17 protein-coding genes are annotated in these 20,850 nt (G+C 70.6%); 7 read left to right on the forward strand and 10 right to left on the reverse strand.

The genetic code is table 11. From position 1 onward, the window contains the following. Positions 1 to 471: helix-turn-helix transcriptional regulator (locus DW306_RS13440; RefSeq protein WP_136056103.1), on the forward strand; the 471-nt coding region annotated here is incomplete at its 5' end. Between the two features lie 97 nt (positions 472 to 568). Here the strand turns inward: DW306_RS13440 and DW306_RS13445 are convergent. Next, positions 569 to 1,027, reverse strand: coding sequence for an Lrp/AsnC family transcriptional regulator (locus DW306_RS13445; RefSeq protein ID WP_136056104.1), 459 nt, complete (start codon positions 1,025 to 1,027; stop codon positions 569 to 571). Positions 1,028 to 1,099: 72 nt separating this feature from the next. Between DW306_RS13445 and DW306_RS13450 the strand changes: the two genes are divergently transcribed. Both DW306_RS13450 and DW306_RS13455 read left to right on the forward strand, forming a co-directional pair. Then, positions 1,100 to 2,539, forward strand: coding sequence for a DUF6421 family protein (locus DW306_RS13450; RefSeq protein ID WP_136056105.1), 1,440 nt, complete (start codon positions 1,100 to 1,102; stop codon positions 2,537 to 2,539). 101 nt (positions 2,540 to 2,640) lie between these two features. Next, the gene (locus DW306_RS13455; protein ID WP_136056106.1) at positions 2,641 to 3,294 is read left to right on the forward strand and encodes an SDR family oxidoreductase; all 654 of its coding nucleotides are present in this window, start codon (positions 2,641 to 2,643) and stop codon (positions 3,292 to 3,294) included. A 52-nt stretch (positions 3,295 to 3,346) separates the two neighbouring features. Here the strand turns inward: DW306_RS13455 and DW306_RS13460 are convergent, their stop codons facing one another. Beyond that, positions 3,347 to 4,780 carry an MFS transporter gene (locus DW306_RS13460; protein ID WP_136056107.1) on the reverse strand — a complete coding sequence of 478 codons (1,434 nt, stop codon included), beginning with the start codon at positions 4,778 to 4,780 and terminating at the stop codon, positions 3,347 to 3,349. Positions 4,781 to 4,872: 92 nt separating this feature from the next. Between DW306_RS13460 and DW306_RS13465 the strand changes: the two genes are divergently transcribed. After that, positions 4,873 to 5,940: a low specificity L-threonine aldolase gene (locus tag DW306_RS13465; RefSeq protein WP_136056108.1), complete on the forward strand. Its 1,068-nt coding sequence runs from the start codon at positions 4,873 to 4,875 to the stop codon at positions 5,938 to 5,940. Between the two features lie 40 nt (positions 5,941 to 5,980). Here the strand turns inward: DW306_RS13465 and DW306_RS13470 are convergent, their stop codons facing one another. From DW306_RS13470 to DW306_RS13500, 7 genes are all read right to left on the reverse strand, one after another. Next, positions 5,981 to 6,703, reverse strand: coding sequence for an FCD domain-containing protein (locus DW306_RS13470; protein WP_136056109.1), 723 nt, complete (start codon positions 6,701 to 6,703; stop codon positions 5,981 to 5,983). Between the two features lie 14 nt (positions 6,704 to 6,717). Further along, on the reverse strand, positions 6,718 to 8,160 hold the full coding sequence (locus DW306_RS13475; protein WP_136056110.1) for an aldehyde dehydrogenase family protein: 1,443 nt from the start codon (positions 8,158 to 8,160) through the stop codon (positions 6,718 to 6,720). Position 8,161: 1 nt separating this feature from the next. Further along, positions 8,162 to 9,535, reverse strand: a complete 1,374-nt coding sequence (locus DW306_RS13480) for a glutamine synthetase family protein (protein WP_136056111.1) — start codon at positions 9,533 to 9,535, stop codon at positions 8,162 to 8,164. Continuing rightward, positions 9,532 to 10,296, reverse strand: coding sequence for a glucose 1-dehydrogenase (locus tag DW306_RS13485; protein ID WP_136056112.1), 765 nt, complete (start codon positions 10,294 to 10,296; stop codon positions 9,532 to 9,534). Before DW306_RS13485 ends, DW306_RS13480 begins: the two co-directional genes overlap by 4 nt. Positions 10,297 to 10,351: 55 nt before the next feature. Further along, on the reverse strand, positions 10,352 to 11,125 hold the full coding sequence (locus tag DW306_RS13490) for a gamma-glutamyl-gamma-aminobutyrate hydrolase family protein (RefSeq protein WP_136056113.1): 774 nt from the start codon (positions 11,123 to 11,125) through the stop codon (positions 10,352 to 10,354). Positions 11,126 to 11,148: 23 nt separating this feature from the next. Continuing rightward, entirely contained in the window at positions 11,149 to 12,633 is a 1,485-nt protein-coding gene (locus tag DW306_RS13495; RefSeq protein ID WP_136056114.1) for an APC family permease, read from the reverse strand. A 154-nt stretch (positions 12,634 to 12,787) separates the two neighbouring features. Then, positions 12,788 to 13,393: a DUF4916 domain-containing protein gene (locus DW306_RS13500; RefSeq protein ID WP_136056115.1), complete on the reverse strand. Its 606-nt coding sequence runs from the start codon at positions 13,391 to 13,393 to the stop codon at positions 12,788 to 12,790. Between the two features lie 70 nt (positions 13,394 to 13,463). Between DW306_RS13500 and DW306_RS13505 the strand changes: the two genes are divergently transcribed. Both DW306_RS13505 and DW306_RS13510 read left to right on the forward strand, forming a co-directional pair. Then, positions 13,464 to 14,132: an alpha/beta fold hydrolase gene (locus DW306_RS13505; protein WP_240747197.1), complete on the forward strand. Its 669-nt coding sequence runs from the start codon at positions 13,464 to 13,466 to the stop codon at positions 14,130 to 14,132. Positions 14,133 to 14,366: 234 nt separating this feature from the next. Then, the gene (locus DW306_RS13510; protein WP_136056117.1) at positions 14,367 to 15,971 is read left to right on the forward strand and encodes an ABC-F family ATP-binding cassette domain-containing protein; all 1,605 of its coding nucleotides are present in this window, start codon (positions 14,367 to 14,369) and stop codon (positions 15,969 to 15,971) included. Positions 15,972 to 15,984: 13 nt separating this feature from the next. Here the strand turns inward: DW306_RS13510 and DW306_RS13515 are convergent, their stop codons facing one another. Next, a complete protein-coding gene (locus DW306_RS13515) occupies positions 15,985 to 16,395 on the reverse strand; it encodes a DUF6157 family protein (RefSeq protein ID WP_136056118.1) in 411 nt (136 codons plus the stop codon). 88 nt (positions 16,396 to 16,483) lie between these two features. On the opposite strand from DW306_RS13515, the gene DW306_RS13520 reads away from it, so the two are divergent. Continuing rightward, positions 16,484 to 20,850 (forward strand): ATP-dependent helicase (locus DW306_RS13520; protein ID WP_136056119.1); only part of this gene is annotated, 4,367 nt, incomplete at its 3' end.

A 20,850-nucleotide genomic window follows, 5' to 3' on the forward strand; every position in this document is an offset into this window, starting at 1 on the left:
CTGCGGGGCATGGCCGGCGCCCTGCACCCGCAGGTCACCTGGGGCGCGGGCGCCGTGCGGGTCTCGCTGCGCCGTCACAGCGAGCAGGTCGACTGCCACGGCAGCGGGCTCGTGCTGGTGCCGTCGGTCATGTCGTCGTGGGGGTGCATGGTGCTCACCGAGCCACCCGCGCAGCCGACGCTGTTCTATCCCGCACGCGGCGTGACGGCCGGCTGGGCGCGGGACGAGACCGAGATCGCGGTCGCCCTCGGCGCGCTGCTCGGCCCCGCCAGGGCCGGCATCCTGCTCCGAGCGGGAACGGCGCGCACGACGTCGCAGGTCGCCGGGGATGCGGCGATCGCCGTGTCGACGGCTTCGCATCACCTGACCGTTCTCCGCGCCGCGGGGCTGATCGCGAGCGAGCGCGACGGCACCCGGATGCTGCACCTGCGCACGCCCCTCGGGGAGGCCATGGTCGGCGCCGCACTCTGACGCTGCGCAAGTTCTGCGGCCAGACCGAATTTCTGCGGCCGATCTCGAGGCGAGAGGCCGCAGAAGTTGTGGATGGCCGCAGAAGTCGAGCGCGCGCCTACGCCTCGGAGGCCAGCGGGATGATCGGCCGGTGCTCGTAATAGGTCTGCAGCACCACCGTGGTGCGGGTGCTGACGTTCGCGGCGGTGCGCACGTCGCGCACCAGCTCCTCGAGCGCACGCGGCGAAGCGACGCGCACGAAGAGCATGTAGCTCGCGTCGCCGGCGATCGAATGGCACGCCTCGATGGCGTCGAGGTGCTCGAGGAGCTCCGGGGCGTTGTCGGGCTGCGCCGGGTCGAGCGGGGTGATCTCGATGAAGGCCGACAGCGGAGTCCCCACGAGCTCGGGGTCGAGGATCGCCCGGTAGCCGGAGATCACCCCGCGCGTCTCGAGCCGGCGCAGCCTCGACTGCACGGCCGAGACCGAGAGACCGACGGAGTCCGACAGCTGAGACAGCGTGGCCCGCCCGTCGCGGGCGATCTCCGCGACGATCGCGCGGTCGACAGAATCATCCATGGATGTAAGATTATCGTGAGTATTCCGTTATGACCGGAAAATTTCCGGCATGCCGCGCGATCGGAGGTCCCGATGTCCATCATTTCCGCCAACAGCTCCGCTGCACAGGCCATCGTCGGCGAACCCGAGGTCGTCGAGGACGCTGCGACCGCCGAGCGTTCCCCCGCGTGGGCGCAGCTGAAGGACGCGGCGATCGCGATCCGCGAGCTCCAGATCAAGGACGGCTCGATCCCGGATGCCGCGCATCACGCGGTCGCCCGCGAGCTCGTCGCCGCCATCACCGCCGGCATCCGCGCCCTCTCGCCCGCCTTCCCGCACGACGCCGACTACCTGGCCGCGTCGATCGTCGACTTCGACCGCTGGGCGTCGGAGGACTTCGGCGTGCCGGACTTCCTCGACTCGCTCGTGGCCTTCCAGCCGCAGCAGCACCGTGTCGACGGCATCCGTCATCTCGTGGTCTTCCCCATGTACACGCAGAACGGGTCGAGCGACCGCCTCGTCGAGGCGCTCATCGTCGAGACGATCTGGCCCGAATTCATCGCCGCGCTCGAAGCCGGTGACTACGGCAACAAGCTGTTCGTCTCGCTGCGACTGGTCGACTTCACGCCCGGCTACGACACCAACTCCGCCGTGCTGTTCCCCGAGACCGTCGCGATGCGCGAGATCCCCTCCTTCACGTGGGGCGCGATCTTCCAGGACCGCGAGGCTGCGCGCTACCGTCGCGTGACCCGCGCCGCCTCGGCCATCACCAAGCTCGACCTGCCGGATCGCGCCGCCGCGATGCTCGACGACCAGGCCCTGACCGAGCGGGCGTTCGTGATGTGGGACATCATCCACGATCGCACGCACATGCGCGGCGACCTGCCGTTCGACCCGTTCATGATCAAGCAGCGGATGCCGTTCTTCCTCTACTCGCTGGAGGAGCTGCGCTGCGACCTGACCGCGTTCCGCGAGTCGGTGAAGATCGAGCGGGCGCTCTCGGCGCGCGTCGCCGCCGATGAGCAGCTCACCGCGATCGAGCAGGAGACGCTCGACCAGGCCGGTCTCGTGCAGTACGCCGTGATCTTCGACCGCATCTTCCGATTCGCGATCACCGGCTCGCGCGTGCGCAACTACGACGGCCTCGGCGGCCAGCTGCTGTTCGCCTGGCTGCACCAGCGCGGTGTGCTGCACTGGACCGACACGGCTCTGGCGTTCGACTGGGACGCCGTGCCCGACGCGGTCGTCGCCCTCGGCGATGCGATCGACGAGCTGTACTGGCGTTCGATCGACCGTCCGAAGGTCGCGCACTGGCTCGCGGCCTATGACCTCGTCCGCGAGGTGCTGACTCCGCACCCGGCGTCGAACTGGGCGCGTGGGCTGTCGGACGAGATCCTCTCGGGTGCCCCCAAGGGCTACACGGATGCCGTGCTGGACGACGAGTTCCCGCTGTCGATGTTCTTCGAGGCACTCGACAAGAAGATGAAGCCCGTGATCGAGTCGACCGTCGGCATCCGCGGGACCGACGACTGACGTGACGCCCTTCCCGTCGTCGAGCCACCCCCTTATGGTCGAACCGTCCCCTTCTGCGCATACACAGAGGGGTGGTTCGTATCGAAAGGGGTGGCTCGGCGATGAGTGAGCACGTGACTGTCACCGATCGCACCATCGTCCTCGCCGGAGCGACCAGTGCCTCCGGCCTCGCTGTCGCGCGCGCCCTGCTCGACGCCGGCGCCCGCGTGATCGCGACCGGTCGCTCGGTCGAGCGCCTTCAGCCGTTGAAGGATGCCGGGGCCGAGGTCGAGGTCGCCGACGCGACCTCGCTCGATGACATGACCTCGCTCGCGTCACGCCTCGGATCGGTCGACGGCGTGATCTCGCTGGTCGGCGGCTGGCGTGGAGGCGGCGGGCTCGCCGGGCAGTCCGACGACGACTTCCACGCCCTGCTGCCCGCGCTCGAGGCGGTGCGCGCCACGAGTCGCGCCTTCGACGGAGCGCTGCGCGCGTCGGATGCCGGACGCTTCGCGGTCGTCTCCTCCACCGCAGTCGCGCGGCCCCTCGCCGGTGGCGCGAACTACGCGGCGGTGAAGGCCGCGAGCGAGGCGTGGACCCGCGGGGTCGCGCAGGGGTATGCCAAGGCGGCGCGCGATTCCGAAGAGCCGCTCCGCGCGGCATCCGTCATCTTCCGCGCGAAGGCGCTCGACCCCGACGCCCTCGCGCCCGCGGTGCTCGCCCTGTGGGACGCGGATGCCGCCGACCTCAACGACCGGATCGTCGACCTGGCCTGAGCGTCACGGCACGGCGCGGATCTCGAGCCGCAGGGCATCGGCGTGCGCCGTGCTAGACCCTGCGCTCCGGGATCTCCGGCGGCTGTCCGCGCACCGGCGCCGGCGCATCGGGGCGCTGCTCGGGGGTCTCTGCCTCGGCGGCACCCGCCTGCTCCTCATCGTCCGGGTTCGGATCGGGGGCGGTGGCGTAGAGCTCGGTGAGGTGACGGTAGGAGCCGGTGAAGAAGGCCAGGGTCGCGGCGACCACCATGATCAGTCCGGCGAACAGGCAGATCAGGGCGATGCCCCGCGCCTCGCCCTCGCCGAGCAGCCACCCCCACTGGCGCTGACCTGCCGAGCTGTCCATGTACGGGATGATCAGGAACTCGGCGATCGGCGCGATGAGGAACGCGGTGATCGGCGCCGCGGCCGCCTCCATCGCGGCCGCCACACCGAAGACGCGGCCCTGCCGCTCGAACGGCACGACCTTCTGGATCACGGTCTGCTCCGCGGCCTCGACGGGCGGGACGAGCGCCATGTAGATCCAGATGCCGATCACATAGAGCGGCCACCATTCGCGCAGCATGAACACCGCGCCGAGCACGCCCATGGCGATCACCACGAGCAGCATCGTGCGCATCGGCTTCTTGCCGAGCCCGAACTTCGCGACCAGGCCGCCGCCGATCAGGAAGCCGGTCGACGCGAACGCCAGCGCGAAGCCCCACGTCTGCGCATCGAACAGCGTGAGCCCGTAGGGGTCCATCAGCGCCATGTAGACGCCGCCGATGAGGTTGTTGAAGGTGGAGAAGACGATCAGGGCGAACAGCCCGGGGGCGAGCCGGATCGCCTGCACGCTGCCGCGGAAGTCGAGGGCGCTCTTGCCGTTCGGGTCGGGTTGCGGCGTGCCCTCGGGAATGCGGATGAAGAGCAGGTGCGCGAACGTGACGGCCATCGCCGCGATCGCGATCGCGAGGGTCCACCCCATGCCGAGGAAGCCGATCGACAGCCCCGAGAAGACGCTCGTGACGAGGAAGGCGATGCCCTGCACGGTGCCGACGAGCCCGTTGGCGTTCACGCGCTTCTCTTCGGGTACCAGCAGGGTCACCGTGGTCGACAGCGCGATGTTGCGCCGCTGCTCGATCACGCCGCCGAAGAGGATGAACCCGGAGAACAACCAGAACCACGGCCCGCCGAGGTCGAGCAGCGGCGCCTCGCCCTGCCAGACGTAGAGGGCGCCGGCGATCAGGAACGCGACGGCCGAGATGACGCTGGAGAGCAGCATGACCGTGTGCTTGCGATGCCGGTCGACGATGGTGCCGAACATCATGGCGAAGAACGCGACGAACAGCATGTACGCGCCGCCGATGATGCCGGTCGCCAGCACCGACTGCGTCTCGATGTAGACCCAGAACGTCAGCGCGAACCACAGGAAGCTCGTCGTCACGTTGGCGATCAGCGTGTTGACGAGGACGTTCGCGAAGGCGGTCTTCGCCGCGGTGCGCTCCATGCCTATGAGGGTAGGGCGACCCTCCGACATCCGGAACCCCCTCCGCGCTCCGGAACGCGCGACCGCGCCCGCCCGGGCCGTAGGCTTGTGCGGTGAGCCTTACGCATGACCCCGCGATCCGGGGATTCGCCAGTGACAACTACTCCGGCATCCACCCCGAGGTCCTCGCGGCGATCGCCGCGGCGAACGGGGGCCACCAGGTCGCCTACGGCGAGGACTTCTACACCGTGCGCCTGCAGGAGGTCTTCCAGGCGCAGTTCGGCGAGGGCGTGCAGGCTTTCCCGGTGTTCAACGGCACCGGCGCGAACGTCACCGGCCTGCAGTCGATGCTCCCCCGCTGGGGTGCGGTGATCGCGGCCTCGACCGCGCACATCAACGTCGACGAGGGCGGCGCCCCCGAGAAGATCGGCGGATTCAAGCTGCTCACCGTCCCGACCGACGACGGCAAGCTCACCCCCGAGCTCATCGACCGTGAGGCGTGGGGATGGGGCGACGAGCACCGCGCACAGCCTCTGGTCGTCTCGATCACGCAGTCCACCGAGCTCGGCACGCTGTACACGGCCGACGAGATCCGCACGATCGCCGACCACGCGCACGAGCGCGGCATGAAGCTGCACCTCGACGGCGCCCGCCTGTCGAACGCCGCCGCGGCCCTCGACCTGCCGCTGCGCGCCTTCACCCGTGACGCCGGCGTCGACGTGCTCAGCTTCGGCGGCACGAAGAACGGCGCGATGCTCGGCGAGGCCGTCGTCGTGCTGAACCCCTCGGCATCCGATGGGCTGGTCTACTCCCGCAAGTTCAACATGCAGCTCTCTTCGAAGATGCGCTTCGTGTCGGCGCAGCTGATCGCGCTGCTCGAAGGCGACCTGTGGCTGCGCAACGCACGGCACTCCAACGCGATGGCGGCCCGGCTGCGGGCATCCGTCGAGGCGGGCATCGCCGACGGTTCCATCACCGGCGTCTCGTTCACGCAGCCGACCCAGTCGAACGGCGTCTTCGCGACGCTTCCCGACGGCGTCGCCGACAGCCTGCGCGAGTCGTTCCGCTTCTACGACTGGGATGCCGCGCGCAACGAGGTGCGCTGGATGTGCAGCTTCGACACGGAGGAGTCCGACGTCGACGCCTTCGTCGCGGAGCTGTCGCGCCTCACCACCGCCTGAGCGCACCGGCTCACGCGCCCCGAGCCACTCCCGCAGCGCGTCAGGATTCGACGACGCGGGTGAACTCCTCGCGCGTGGTGCGCAGGTGCGCGCGCATCGCGGCATCCGCCGCCTCGGCGTCTCCACGGCGCACCGCCTCGAGGATCTGCTCGTGCGCGTCCCAGCTCGACTCCTTCACGAAGTCGAAGCTGATCAGGTCGACGGGCTCGAACATCCGCACCCTCGCCTCCTCGACTGCGTCGCGCACGAAGGAATTGCCCGACGCCTCGGCGAGCGCGATATGGAAGTCCGTGTCGGCGATGCGCGAATCCGCCTTGGTGGTCGCCTCGGCGAGGTCGCGCTGGGCCTGCGCCATCGCCTCCAGGTCGTCATCGCTGCGGCGCACCGCGGCCAGCGCCGCTCCGCCGGATTCGACGATCGCGCGGAACTCGGTGAGTTCGCCGATCTCACCCGAACGCGTGCGGACCTCTTCGCGGATGAGCCGCGGATCCAGCGCGGCATCCTGCACGATCGCCCCGCCGGACGCACCGCGCGAGATCACGATCTGGCCGCTCCCCTCGAGGATGCGCAGCGCCTGACGCAGAGTCTCCCGCGAGACGCCCAGCTGCTCGGAGAGTCGACGTTCCGGCGGCAGACGATCGCCGGGCCGGATGCGGCCGAGTGCCATCTCACGCCGAAGGAACCCGGCGACGGCCTGGTAGCCGGACACGGGCTGCAGCACGGCACGGGAGAAGTCGTGCGGCGCGTCGTCACGCTCGCTCATCCGTACTCCTCCGCTCAGAGGGGGAGCCCTGGGCGATCGGAGCCCACGACCTGCTTCCCCACGAAGAAGTCAAGCACATCGCCGTCTCCGTGCCCGCCCAGACCGCTCGCACCGAAGAAGCTCTGCGCCGATTCGGGCGACATGTCGAGCACGCTGGTGCCGTTGACCTTGACCTCTCCCGCGACGAACCGGGTGCCGAGGGCCGCCGCAGCCTCCTCGTCGGCGCCGAACACGTACCCGGCGAGCCCCACCTGACCGGTGTTGGCGAGGGTGACGGCTTCGTCCTCGTCGGCGTAGCCGCCCACGAGCAGCATCGGTCCGAACACCTCGTCGGCGAGGCCCGGGCCGTCGAGCACGGCCACCGTCGGCGCGAAGAACCACCCTTGCGTCGGGATCCGCGAGACGCTCAGCACCTCCGCACCGGCCTGCGCCAGCCGCTCCCGCTGCTCGGCGAGCTCGTCACGGCGTGCGGCGAAGGCGACGGGTCCGACCTCGGTCGCCTCGTCGAGGCTCGAGCCGATCGTGCGCCGCCCGAACTCGGCGATCAGCAGTCCCGCCATCTCGTCGCGGCGCACTCGGTCGACGAGCACACGTCGAGGCGCCTCGCACCACTGGCCGGACAATTTGAGGACGCCGTCGGCCAGCGCTCTCGCCGCGGCCTCCAGGTCGGCATCTGCACGGACGATCGCGGCGTTGTTGGAGCCGAGCTCCAGTTGCAGCCTGGCGAAGCGCGGCGCGGCCGTCGCGGCGATCGCACGTCCGGTCGGCGTGGATCCCGTCATCGAGATCGCGGCGATCCGCTCGTCGGCGACGAGGGCGCGTCCGATCCCCCCGCTGCCCTGCACGAGCCCGACCACCCCGTCGGGGATGCCGGCCGCGTGCACGCCCTCCAGCAGGAGTTGGGCGCTCCACGGCGAGAACGACGAGGGCTTGAGCACGACCGTCGCACCTGCCGCGAGCGCGAACGCCGTCTTCTTGACCGCCATCGCCGAGGGGGCGTTCCAGGGCAGGATCAGCGCGGTCGGTCCCCACGGCACCCGGTGCAGTCGCACGCCGCCCTGCGAGGAGGGCAGCTCGCGTGCATCGCCGACCTCCACCGCGCGCCGTGCGGCATCGCGCAGGGTCGCGCCGTTCGCCCCGCCGAACAGCCGTGTGACCGAGATCGGGACACCGCTGTTGACCGCGTCGAGACGGGCGATCTCCTCGGCGCGGTCGTCGAGCCAGTCGGCGAGGGCGATCAGCCTCTCGGCCCGACGCTCCGGTGCGAGACCGCGCCAGCGAGCGTCGTCGTGCGCCTCCCGCGCGGCGGTCACGGCGCGCTCGACCTGGTCGAGCGTGCTCGAGGCGGAGGCGGCCAGCGCCTCCCCCGTGTTGGGGTCGTGCAGCCAGGTGCCGTCGTTCTCGGGGCTCTCCTCGGCGGCGCCGCCGATCCAGGTGCGCAGGGCGGGGTAGGTCATGTCAGATCCGATCGAAGTAGCGCTGCAGGTCCCAGTCCGTGACACGGGACATGAACGTCGTCCACTCGTGCTCGAGCAGCACCTGCTGGTGAGAGATGATGTCGGGCGCGAGCAGGTCCTGCACCAGCGCGCTCTCGCCGAACAGGATGCTCGCCTGACGCGGATCCGCGGGCATCGTCCCGTCACCGGGAAGGTCGTAGGCGCTGCCGATCACGGGATCCGCGAGCGCGGTGTCCTTGTCCATGCCGTCGCGCGCCGAGGCGAGCAGCCCGGTGAGGGTGAAGTACGGGTTGGTGTCGGCACCGGGCAGCCGGAACTCGAAGCGCAGCGCCTTCGGCGAGTGTCCCACCACGCGCACCGTCGTGGTGCGGTTGTCGAAGCCCCACGTGCGTCCGCTCCCCGCGACGTCGGAGGAATTGCTCCGGCGGTACGCGTTGACGGTCGGGGCGTACCAGGCCATCAGGGCCGGAGCATGTTCGAGCGCGCCGGCGATCGCCGCCCGCATGCGCCCGCTGAGGTGATCGTCGGCCGACTCGTCCCAGAACACCGCCTCGCCCTCGTCGTCCACGAACGACACGTGGACATGGCAGGACGACCCCGGCTGGTCGTTGAGCGGGCGGGCCATGAAGGTCGCGGACATGCCGGCGCGCGCCGCGGTGTCACGCACGGCCAGCTTGTAGAGCGCATGACGGTCGGCCATCTCCAGAGGATCCCCGTACTCGAACGTCATCTCCCACTGGCCGAGTCCCCACTCGCTCTGCGCCGTCTCGACGAGGATGCCGCTGGCACGGAGGTCGGAGCGCAGCTTCTGGAAGAACGGCTCGTAGAGGTTCCCCTCGTGGATCATGAAGTCCGACGGGGTGAGGGTCGTCGGGTCGAGGTCGCGGAATCCGGAACGACGCAGCGCGCGCGGTTCATTGCGGAAGAGGTAGAACTCGAGCTCCGTGCCGGCGAGCGGCGTCAGGCCCCTCTCCCGGAGCCGCGCGAGCTCCTGCTTCAGGAGCACGCGGGGCGAGATCGGCATCGGCTCGTGCGAGTGCACGTCGACCGGGTCGGCGAGGCAGATGGCCACGCCCTCGAGCCAGGCTGCGGGGCGGAGGGTGTCGAGGTCGGGGATGAGCGTGACGTCGGGCACGCCGTTGTGCATGCCGCAGAGGGCGAACCGGTTGGCATCGATCAGCTCGAGGCCCTGCTCGATGTCCCACGACCACGCGCACGTGCAGATGTCGACGCCGTTCTCCACCACGCGGCCGAATCCTTCGACGGGGATGCGCCGGCCGACGAGACGGCCCTGCATGTCGGGCGTCGCGACGATCACCGTGCGGATGCCGGCGGCCTCGAGCTCGTCGGGTGCGAGGCGTACGTCATCGATCATCGTGTCAGCCACCCTCCGTCGACAGGCAGCTGGATGCCGTCGATCCAGGACGCCTCGTCGCTGAGCAGCCAGGATACGGCCGACGCGATGTCGGCGGGGAGCCCGACCCGGGGCACGAGGAGGCGCTGCTTCATGAACTCCAGCGCCTCGTCACTCGTCACGCTCTCGTAGTCGAAGAAGTCGGTGGCGATGGGGCCGGGCGCGACGCAGTTGACGCGGATGTTCTTCGCGGCGAGCTCCACGGCCAGCGCCTTGGTGAGCATGGGGACTCCGCCCTTGCTCGCGTTGTAGTGCGGCTGCGCGGTGCCGGTGCTCGTCACGACCACGAGCGCCTCGACCGTGGAGAGGTTCACGATCGCGCCGCCGCCGGACTCGGCGATGAGCGGGGCGACCTCCTGCGCGACGAGGAACTGGCCCTTGAGATTGATGTCGAAGACGAAGTCCCATGCCTCTTCGGTGAGGGTCTCGAACGAATGCTCCGTGACGACGCCGGCGTTGTTGATCAGCAGGTGGAGCGCACCCCATTCCTCGCGGGCGCGCTCGACGGCGGCGCGGATCTGTTCCCGCGAACGCACGTCGACGACGGCTGCGACAGCGGTTCCGCCGGCCTCCTCGATGAGACGCACAGTCTCGGCCGCCCCCTCTGCCGAGACGTCCGTCACGAGAACCCGGGCACCCTCGCTCGCGAGACGGCGAGCCGTCTCGCGTCCGATCCCGGAACCTGCGCCGGTGATGAAGGCGTTCTTGTCTGCGTGTCGCATTTCTTCTCCCTGTTCGGTGACGACGGTGTTCGGTGACGACGGTGTTCGGTGACGCCTAGGCGACGTTCTGCGTTGCGGACGCGACGCCGAGCGTCGCGCGGGCGGCTGCCTGATCGACCAGCCAGCCGAAGATCGGATCGGTCTCGAAGACCTCCGGGTGCCACTGCACCCCGACGACGGGGCGGCCCTCGAGCTCGATGGCCTCGACGATGCCGTCGGGAGCCCAGCCGGTGACCACGATCCCGCGGCCCGGCACGTCGACCGCCTGATGGTGGAACGAGTTGACGCGCGTCGTCTCGCCATAGAGGGCGTGCGCGACGCTGCCCGCCGCCGTGCGCACGTCGTGCACGAGATGCGCGCGCGGGTAGGCGTACGAGCCGTGCGACTCGCCTTCACCGTGCGCCAGGTGCGGGTGGAGCGTGCCGCCGCGCACCACGTTGAGAAGCTGTGCGCCCCGGCAGACGCCGAGCAGCGGAACCGCCCCGTCGATCGCGGCCTCGATCAGTCCGGCCTCGAACTCGTCGCGCTGCGGGTCGACCAGAGGCGTGAAGGGCCCCGGCGTGCGACCGTAGCGGCGCGGGTCCACGTCGTCGCCGCCGACGATCACGACGCCGTCGAGGCGCTCGACGAGCTCCGCCGGAGCGGCATCCATCGGCAGGTGCACCGGCAGGCCGCCGGCGCGGAGGATGGATGTCGAATACTCGCTGAGATACGCCTCCAGGGGTGCGTCGGCGAAGCCGTGCGGTGCGCCGATCGCGGAGCCGCGCAGGCGCCGTCCGGAGATGCCGATCAGTGGTCGGGTCAGGGCGGAGGTGCCGATGATGTCCATCCTTCTTCTGCGGTGGGCGGGGGTCAGGCGTTCTCGTCGAAGCGGCGCATGATCTGCGCGTACGCCTCCGGGGCCCTCGCGCGCATCACGGCGGCCTGCACGAGGCCGATCACGGGAGCGAGCACGACGACGGCGACCAGCGTGATGCTGATCGGCCCCCAGGCGGGGTTCCCCTCCGCATCGACGTCGCTCACCAGCAGCGGGAAGTTCGCGGCGATGAGCACGGCGGAGACCGCGAGCCCGAGGAAGCCGAGCGCGGGAGCGATCACGGTGTGCCAGGGGCTCCGCAGCAGGCGCGTGCGGGCGAAGTACACGACGACCGCGAGGCAGGTGACCGCCATGAGGATGACGATCGCGAGGGTGCCGATGCCGGCGAACCAGGCGAAGATGTTCTCCGGCGCGAAGCCGATCAGCGCGAGCACGATGATCGCGAGTCCGGAGGTCGCCACCTGCACGATCGAGGCCACGTGCGGCGAGCCGTGGCGCGGGTGGACGGCGCCGACGCGGTGCGGCAGCACGCGGGCGTTCGCCATCGCGTGGTGGTAGCGGGTCAGCACGTTGTGCAGCGACAGGACCGCGGCGAACATGCTCCCGAGGAACAGGACGGCGACGGCGATCGAGCCGATCGGGCCCAGGTATTGCTCGGTCACGCGGGCGATCAGCGTGGTCGGGTCGGCGGCCGCCTCGTCGACGATCGCGCCTTCGCCGACGCCGACCACGATCGTCCAGGCGGCGAACGCGTAGAACACGCCGATGACGATGGCCGATGCGTAGGTGGCGCGCGGGATCGTGCGTTCCGGTGTGCGCACCTCGTCACGGTAGACGACCGTCGACTCGAACCCGATGAAGCTCGCGATCGCGAACATGAGGCCGAGGGCGGGGGCGCCGGAGAGCACGTTCTCGAGCAGGAAAGAGCCGTAGGTCACGCCGTCCGCTCCCCCGGTGACCAGGATCACGACACCCAGCAGCACGACGATGCCGATCTCGGCGAGCAGCACGATGACCAGCACGCGGGAGCTGAGCTCGATCTGCCGGAAGCCGAGGGCGCCGACGATCGCGACGGTGGCGAGGGTGAGCAGCCACCACGGGATCTCGGGACCCCCCAGGAGCACGATGCTCGAGCTGATGGTCGCACCCAGGTAGGAGAACACTGCGATCTGCACGGTCGTGTAGCAGATCAGAGCGAGGTACGCCGTGGCCAGCCCCGGGGTGCGACCGAGCCCGTGCGTGGCGAAGACGAAGAAGGATCCGGCCTTGGGGAGGTAGCGGCTCATCGCGGTGAGGCCCACCGAGAAGAGCAGCAGGATCACGGTGGCCACGAGGAACATGACGGGGAAGCCGATGCCGTTCCCGACGAGATAGCCGATCGGCACGAGACCGCCGACCACCGTGAGCGGAGCCGCCGCGGCGATCACCATGAAGGTGACCGAGACCGCCCCGAGGTTTCCGCGGAGGTTGCGATCCTGTCCTGTTGCTGCGCTGTGCGACGTCGTTGTCGAAGCATCCATGCGAACATCCTTTGCCGATTGGACTAATGGTCTACTTTCTAGCCCATTAGTTCAGCCAACGCAAGAGTCGCCCGTGGAGAGGGGTCTCTCGACGCCCTTCGAGAGGCACGTCGCGAGTCATGGATGCCGGCGCCGCGGCGCAGGCCAGGACTCGCTAGCGCAGCAGCCCGAGGTTCGCGAGGGCGAGGCGGATCAGCGTGCCGCGGCCGCCCTCCATCTCGGCGGCGACCGCGTCGGATGCGGCGGCCTCCGGCGGGAACCAGGTCACCTCGAGCGCATCCTGTCGGGGCTCGCAGGTACCCGTCACCGGCACGACGAAGGCCAGCGACACCGCATGCTGCCGGTCGTCGTGGTACGCGCTGACACCCGGGATCGGGAAGTACTCGGCCACCGTGAACGGCAGCGGCTGCGGCGGCAGCAGCGGGAAGGCCATCGGACCGAGGTCGTTCTCGACGTGGCGGAAGAGGGCGTCGCGGATGGTCTCGCCGAACCGGACGCGACCCGAGACGATCGTGCGCGTCATCTCGCCCATCGGCGTCGACCGCAGCAGGATGCCGATCTCGGTGACCTGCCCGGACCCGTCGGTGCGCACCGGGATCGCCTCGACGTAGAGCATCGGCAGATGCCGGCGCGCCTCCTCGAGCTCGATGTCGCTCAGCCACCCGGGATTCGAGCCGGGCGCCGACGGATTGGCATCGCGGAACGCCCCGAGACCGTCGTCTTCGGGTTCCGGCTCGGGATCAGGTGTGCGGACGGACATGTGTCCTTTCTACCAGCCGCGCCTGACCGTGCGGGGTGGACGTGTCGGCATCCGCTGGCAGGATATCGGTGTGAGCGAGAACCTGACGATCGACGATGCGGCGACCCGATGGTCGTCCGCCGACCGAGGACGGATGCCGCTGCTCGTGCTGCTGCACGGCTACGGCGCCGACGAGCACGACCTCTTCGGCCTGGTGCCTTACCTGCCCGAGGGCATCGCCGTGGCATCCGTCGCCGCTCCGCTGGCTCCGCCGTGGCCCATGCCGGGGCGCTCCTGGTATCCGATCGAGGGTCTCGACGGCCGCAGCCCCGACGCGGTGACCGGCGCCGCCTCCTCCTTCCTGCGCTGGCTCGACAGCGCGGCCGGCGCGGCGCCGTCGATCGCGCTGCTCGGCTTCTCCCAGGGTGCGGCGGTCGCCCTCCAGGCCCTCCGTCTCGCTCCTGAGCGCTTCGGCGCCGTGGTCGCCCTGAGCGGTTATGCGTCGCCCGGCGAGCTGCCCCGAGACGAAGAGCTCCGCGAGCTCCGACCCGCGGTGTTCTGGGGCCGCGGCACGAACGACGACGTCATCCCTCCCGCGCTCATCGACCACACCGCGCAGTGGCTGCCCGACCACTCCGAGCTCTCCGGCCGGGTGTACACGGGTCTCACCCACAGCATCTCCGAAGAGGAGCTCGCCGATGTGCGGCTGTTCCTCACGAAGTGGCTCGAGGGGATCGGGAAGGGCGAGACCGCGAGCTGATCCGCGACACGCCCGGGGGTTGCGCGTCGCGACACGCCCGGGTATCGTCGATGCGTCCTGTCCGCCGTGTCTGGAAGTCCTTTGATCTGATCCGTCGCCTCCGCGCTCCTCATTCCGCGCGCTGACCCGACGATCGCCGACTCCACGGCAGACTCCGCCTCCGCTCCGACCCCTCGTGGCTCGTGACCGAGGTCCCGGTGTCAGTGCACCCCCGCACTCGACAGGAGACATCCCATGTCACACTCCACTCTTCATGCGCCGGTCCTTCTCGACCGGCTCACCTTCACCTGGCCGGACGGCTCCGTGGCGCTCGACGGCCTCTCCGGCGCGTTCGGCTCCGGTCGCACGGGTCTCGTCGGACGCAACGGTGCGGGCAAGTCCACGCTGCTGCGCCTGATGGCCGGCGAACTCGAGCCGACGTCGGGTTCCGTCGCGGCATCCGGCGAGGTCGCGTACCTGCCGCAGCAGCTGACGCTCGACGTCGATCGCCGCGTCGCGGAACTCCTCGGCGTGGCCGAGACGCTCGACGCGGTGCGCGCGATCAGCGCCGGCGACGTCGACCCGGCGCACTTCGACGCGGTCGGCGACGACTGGGACATCGAGACGCGCGCCCAGGCATCGCTCGCCGAGGCCGGACTCGCTCCGGACTTCCTCGACCGCCGCGTCGGCGAGCTCTCGGGCGGCGAGGCGGTGCTGGTGGCGATCGCGGGCATCCGTCTGCGCCGTGCGCCGATCACGCTCCTCGACGAGCCGACCAACAACCTCGACCGCGACGCCAGGACGAAGCTGGGCGCGATGGTGCAGGCCTGGAAGGGCACGCTCATCGTGGTCAGTCACGACCTGTCGCTGCTCGAGCTCATGGACGACACCGCCGAGCTCTATGCGCAGACGCTGAGCGTCTTCGGAGGTCCGTACTCCGAGTGGCGCGCCTGGCTGGATGCCGAGCAGGATGCCGCGAAGCAGGCCGAGGTCACCGCCGCGCAGGCGCTCCGCAAGGAGAAGCGTCAGCGCATTCAGGCCGAGGTGAAGCTCTCTCATCGGGCACGGACCGCGAAGAAGGCCGAGATCGAGAAGCGCGTCCCGAAGATCATCGCGCACGGCCGCAGGATGGCGGCGGAGGTGTCGGCGGGAAAGCTGCGCACCGAAGTCGGAGCGAAGGAGGACGCCGCGCGCGCGAGCCTCGACGAGGCCGGACGCCGCGTGCGCTCCGACGCGTCGATGAAGATCGAGCTGCCGGATCCGCAGGTCTCCCGGTCGCGCCGCATCGCGATGCTCGGCGACACGGAGCGGGCCTGGGTGCTCCAGGGCCCCGAGCGCGTCGCCCTGGTCGGGCGGAACGGGGCCGGCAAGACGACCCTGCTCGAGCGATTGGTGCGCGGTTCCTCCGAACCGACGGTCGGATCGCTCGTCGCCGAGGCCCTCACCGACCGGATCGGCTACCTGCCGCAGCGGATCGACGGCCTCGACGCAGAGCGATCGGTGTTCGAGAACATCGCGGATGCCGCCCCGCAGGTGCCCGAGAAGGAGCTGCGCAACCGGCTCGCCCGGTTCCTGATCCGCGGGGCGACGGCCGATCGGCCGGTATCGGCGCTGTCGGGCGGTGAGAGATTCCGCGTCGCTCTGGCGAAGCTGCTGCTCTCGGATCCCCCACCGCATCTCGTGGTGCTGGACGAACCGACGAACAACCTCGACATCGACACCGTCGATCAGCTCGTCGAGGCGCTGCGCGCGTATCGCGGGGCCGTGCTGGTCGTGAGCCATGACGACGCCTTCCTCGCACGGCTCGACCTCGATCTCACGCTCGAGATCGACGCCGAGGGCGCGCTGCGCGAGGTGTGAGAAGACCGGACGCTCAGGCTCGCCGACTCCGCATCGCCCTCGTGTGGGCGAGCGCGGGATCGGCGGCGAGCAGCTCGTACTGCTCGGATTCGCGCGGCACGAGAGCCACCCGACCCTCGGCATCATGATGGATGCCCCAGCCGTAGCGCTTGCCGAGGGGCGAGGAGCGCAGACACGGCTGCCCCTTCGAGAAGAACTCCTCGCGGGCCGCGGCATCGTCGATCGCGATTCCCCGCCGCAGGGCGTGCGTCTCGAAGATCACGTCGTCGGAGGTGCGGCTGTAGGGCTCTTCCGCGATCAGGCGGTGATGCAGGGCCGCGATCGACGGCGACTCCGCCACGGGCGGCTCTTCCGCATGGTCGGTCGGACAGTCCTCCGCGACCTCGATGAAGGTCTCGAGATAGTTCGTCGTGTGCGTCGCCATGGCCTCAGCATCGCTCACAGGTCGGACATCCGTCGAGCACTCCGTCAATCCCCGCCCCGATGTCGGTGGTCTCGGGGAAGATGGACGGATGGGGGATGTGCTCGAGCGCTTCACTCCGGCCACGCAGGACTGGTTCCGGGGGGCGTTCCCCGCGCCCACGCCCGCGCAGGCCGGCGCCTGGGATGCGATCTCGGCCGGCAAGCACGCGCTCGTCGTCGCGCCCACCGGCTCGGGCAAGACCCTGTCGGCGTTCCTCTGGGCGATCGACAGCGTCTTCCGCGAGCGGATCGCGACCGCCGCTGAGAAGCCGGAGAAAGATGCGGCGCGCACCCGCATCCTCTACATCTCGCCGCTGAAGGCGCTCGGCGTCGACGTCGAGCGCAACCTCCGCTCGCCGCTGATCGGCATCGGCCAGTCCGCGCGACGCCTCGGCCTGGCCGCACCCTCGGTCACCGTGGGCGTCCGGTCGGGCGACACCACGTCGAGCGACCGTCGCAAGCTCGTCTCCGACCCGCCCGACATCCTCATCACGACCCCCGAGTCTCTCTATCTGATGCTCACGAGCCGCGCGGGCGAGACCCTGCGCGATGTGCACACCGTGATCATCGACGAGGTGCACGCGGTCGCCGCGACCAAACGCGGCGCTCACCTCGCGGTGAGCCTGGAGCGGCTCGATGCGCTCCGCGCCTCGCACGGCAACGAGACCGCCGCCCAGCGCATCGGGCTGTCGGCGACCGTGCGGCCGATCGACGAGGTCGCACGCTTCCTCGGCGGTTCCGCGCCGGTCGACATCGTGGCGCCGCCGGCATCCAAGACCTTCGAGCTCTCCGTGGTCGTGCCGATGGACGACATGACCAATCCCCCGCCGCCGCCCGGGGCGCCGGCGGAGACCGCCGACCCCGCCGACGCGGAGTACACCGAGGTCACCGGATCGGTCTGGCCGCACGTCGAAGAGGCGATCGTCGACCGCATCCTCGAGAACAACTCGACCATCGTCTTCTCAAACTCCCGCCGACTGGCGGAGCGTCTGACCGGGCGCCTGAACGAGATCTATTCCGAGCGCATCGGCGTCGCGCTCCCCGCCGCCGTCGGGTCACCCGCGGCGATGATGGCGCAGGCCGGTGCGACCGCGGGCGCCGACCCCGTGCTCGCCAAGGCGCACCACGGCTCGGTCTCGAAGGAGCAGCGCGCGCAGGTCGAAGAAGAGCTGAAGTCCGGCGTGCTGCGCTGCGTCGTCGCGACGAGCAGCCTCGAACTCGGCATCGACATGGGCGCCGTCGACCTGGTGATCCAGGTCGAGGCCCCGCCGTCCGCGGCATCCGGTCTGCAGCGCGTCGGCCGTGCCGGCCACCAGGTCGGCGAGATCAGTCGCGCCGCGCTCTTCCCGAAGCACCGCGGCGACGTGCTGCACACCGCGATCGTGACCGAGCGCATGCTGGCGGGCCGCATCGAGGCGATCCAGGTGCCGCGCAACCCGCTCGACATCCTGGCCCAGCAGACCGTCGCGGCGAGCGCGCTCGGCGCCATCAGCGTCGAGGAGTGGTTCGAGACGGTCCGTCGCTCCGCGCCGTTCCAGTCGCTGCCGCGCTCCGCCTACGAGGCGACGCTCGACCTGCTCGCCGGGCGCTTCCCCTCCGACGAATTCGCCGAGCTCCGCCCGCGTCTGGTGTGGGACCGCGATGCCGGCACGCTCACCGGTCGCCCCGGCGCTCAGCGCATCGCCGTCACGAGCGGCGGCACGATCCCCGACCGCGGCCTCTTCGGCGTCTTCGTCGCGGGCGAGGGCGCCGGCCGGCGCGTCGGCGAGCTCGACGAGGAGATGGTCTACGAGTCGCGGGTGGGTGACGTGTTCACCCTCGGCACCACCAGCTGGCGCATCGCCGAGATCACCCACGACCGCGTCAACGTGATCCCCGCCTACGGCCAGCCCGGCAAGGTGCCGTTCTGGCACGGCGACGGCATCGGGCGGCCGTTCGAACTCGGCGAGGCCCTCGGCAGGTTCTCCCGCGAGGTCGCCGCGGCCACACCCGAGAAGGCGGCGCAGCGCCTGATCGAGGCCGGTCTCGACGAGCAGGCGCGCGGCAACCTGATGGCCCACCTCACCGAGCAGCGCGCAGCCACGGGAACCCTGCCGACCGACCGCACCCTCACCGTCGAGCGCGGTCACGACGAGGTCGGCGACTGGCGTGTCATCCTGCATTCGCCGTACGGCATGAAAGTGCACGCACCGTGGGCACTGGCGATCAACGCACGCATGCGCGAGCGCCTCGGCGTCGAGGGTTCGGCGGTCGCGAGCGACGACGGCATCATCGTGCGCATACCGGATGCCGAGGCCGAGCCTCCCGGCGCCGAGCTGTTCGTCTTCGACCCCGATGAGCTCGAGGTCCTGGTGACGCAGGAGGTCGGCGGCTCCGCTCTGTTCGCCTCGCGCTTCCGGGAGTGCGCGGCGCGCGCCCTGCTCATGCCGCGCACCAACCCGAACCGGCGCAGCCCGCTCTGGCAGCAGCGTCAGCGCTCGGCCCAGCTGCTCGAGGTCGCCCGGCGGCATCCGACCTTCCCGGTGATCCTCGAGACCCTGCGCGAGGTGCTGCAGGACGTCTACGATCTCCCCTCGCTGCGCAAGCTCGCGACATCGATCGCCGACCGGCGCATCCGCCTCGTCGAGACGCAGCCCGGCCAGCCCTCCCCTTATGCGCGCGACCTGCTGTTCGGCTACGTGGGCGCGTTCATGTACGAGGGCGATTCCCCGCTCGCCGAGCGGCGGGCCGCCGCGCTGTCCGTCGACCCGGCCCTGCTCGGCGAGCTGCTCGGCACGGTCGAGCTGCGGGAACTCCTCGACCCCGACGTGATCGCGCAGTTCGAGCGCGAGGCGCAGCGTCTCGACCCCGAGCGCCGCGCCCGCGGGCTCGAGGGCGTCGCCGACCTGCTGCGCATGCTCGGCCCGCTCGATGCCGACGAGGTCGCCGCCCGCCTCGATCCCGAGACCGTCACGTCGTCGGCGTCCGCGCTCCTCGACGACCTCATCACCGCCCGCCGTGCCATTCCCGTGACGATCGGCGGAGTGAGCCGGGTCGCCGCGATCGAAGACGCCGGACGCCTCCGCGATGCCCTCGGCGCCGCGCTGCCCACGGGCATCCCCGTCGCCTTCCTCGAGCCGATCGCCGATCCGCTCGGCGACCTCGTCGCGCGGCATGCGCGCACCCACGGGCCGTTCACGACGGATGCCGTGGCCACGCGGTTCGGCATCGGCGCGGCCGTCGCGCGGCACACCCTCCAGCGCCTCGAGAACGCCGGGCGTCTCACGAGCGGCTACTTCCTGCCCGACCCTTCATCGGGCTCAGGGACCGGTTCAGGCTCCGACGTCGAGTGGTGCGACACCGAGGTGCTGCGGCGCCTCCGGATGCGGTCGCTCGCAGCGATCCGCGGGTCGGTCGAACCGGTCTCGCCGGAGGCGTACGCACGCTTCCTCCCCGAGTGGCAGCACCTGGGCCGGCCGCTGGAAGGCATCGACGGCGTCCTCACCGTGATCGAGCAGTTCGCCGGGGTGCCGATCCCGGCGAGCGCCTGGGAGTCGCTGGTGCTCCCGTCGCGGGTGCGCGACTATTCCCCCACCATGCTCGACGAGCTGACCACGGCCGGCGAAGTGATCTGGTCGGGCCACGGCACGCTGCCCGGGCGCGACGGCTGGGTGTCGCTGCATCCGGCGGATCTCGCCCCGTTCACGCTCCCCGAGCCCGACACCGAGATCGCGGCCGACTCTCTGGAGGCGCGCATCCTGACCGCGCTGCAGGTGGGCGGCGCGTACTTCGCCGCGCAGCTGAAAGAGATGGCCGGCGCCGAGAACGAGCAGTCGGTGCTCGAGGCGCTCTGGGGGCTGACCTGGTCGGGGCATGTCACGAACGACACGTTCGCGCCGATCCGCTCGCTGCTCGCGGGTGGCTCGCAGGCGCACAAGGTCACCCGTCGCGCACCCCGCGCCCGCACCTATCGCGGCATGTCGCTCACCCGCACCGCGCCGCGCCCGACCTCGATCGGCGGACGCTGGGCGCTGCTCCCCACGATCGAGACGGATGCCGCCCGCCGGGCGACCGTGACGGCAGGCCTCCTGCTCGACCGCTACGGCGTCGTGACGCGCGGCGCCGTGCAGTCCGAGGGCGTTCCCGGCGGCTTCGCCCAGGCCTACCGGGTGCTGGCGGGCTTCGAAGAGGCGGGACACTGCCGACGCGGCTACGTGATCGAACGCCTCGGGGCGGCGCAGTTCGCGGCATCCGCCACCGTCGACCGGCTGCGCACCTACGCCGGTCTCGCCGACCCGCCACCGCGGAACGCCGTCACGCTGGCCGCCACCGATCCGGCCAACCCCTACGGCGCCGCCCTCGCCTGGCCCAAGCGCGACGACGTCTCGCACCGCCCCGGGCGCAAGGCGGGCGGCCTCGTCGTGCTCGTCGACGGCGC

The sequence above is a fragment of the Microbacterium sp. K24 genome (assembly GCF_004794465.1).
Taxonomy (GTDB): domain Bacteria; phylum Actinomycetota; class Actinomycetes; order Actinomycetales; family Microbacteriaceae; genus Microbacterium.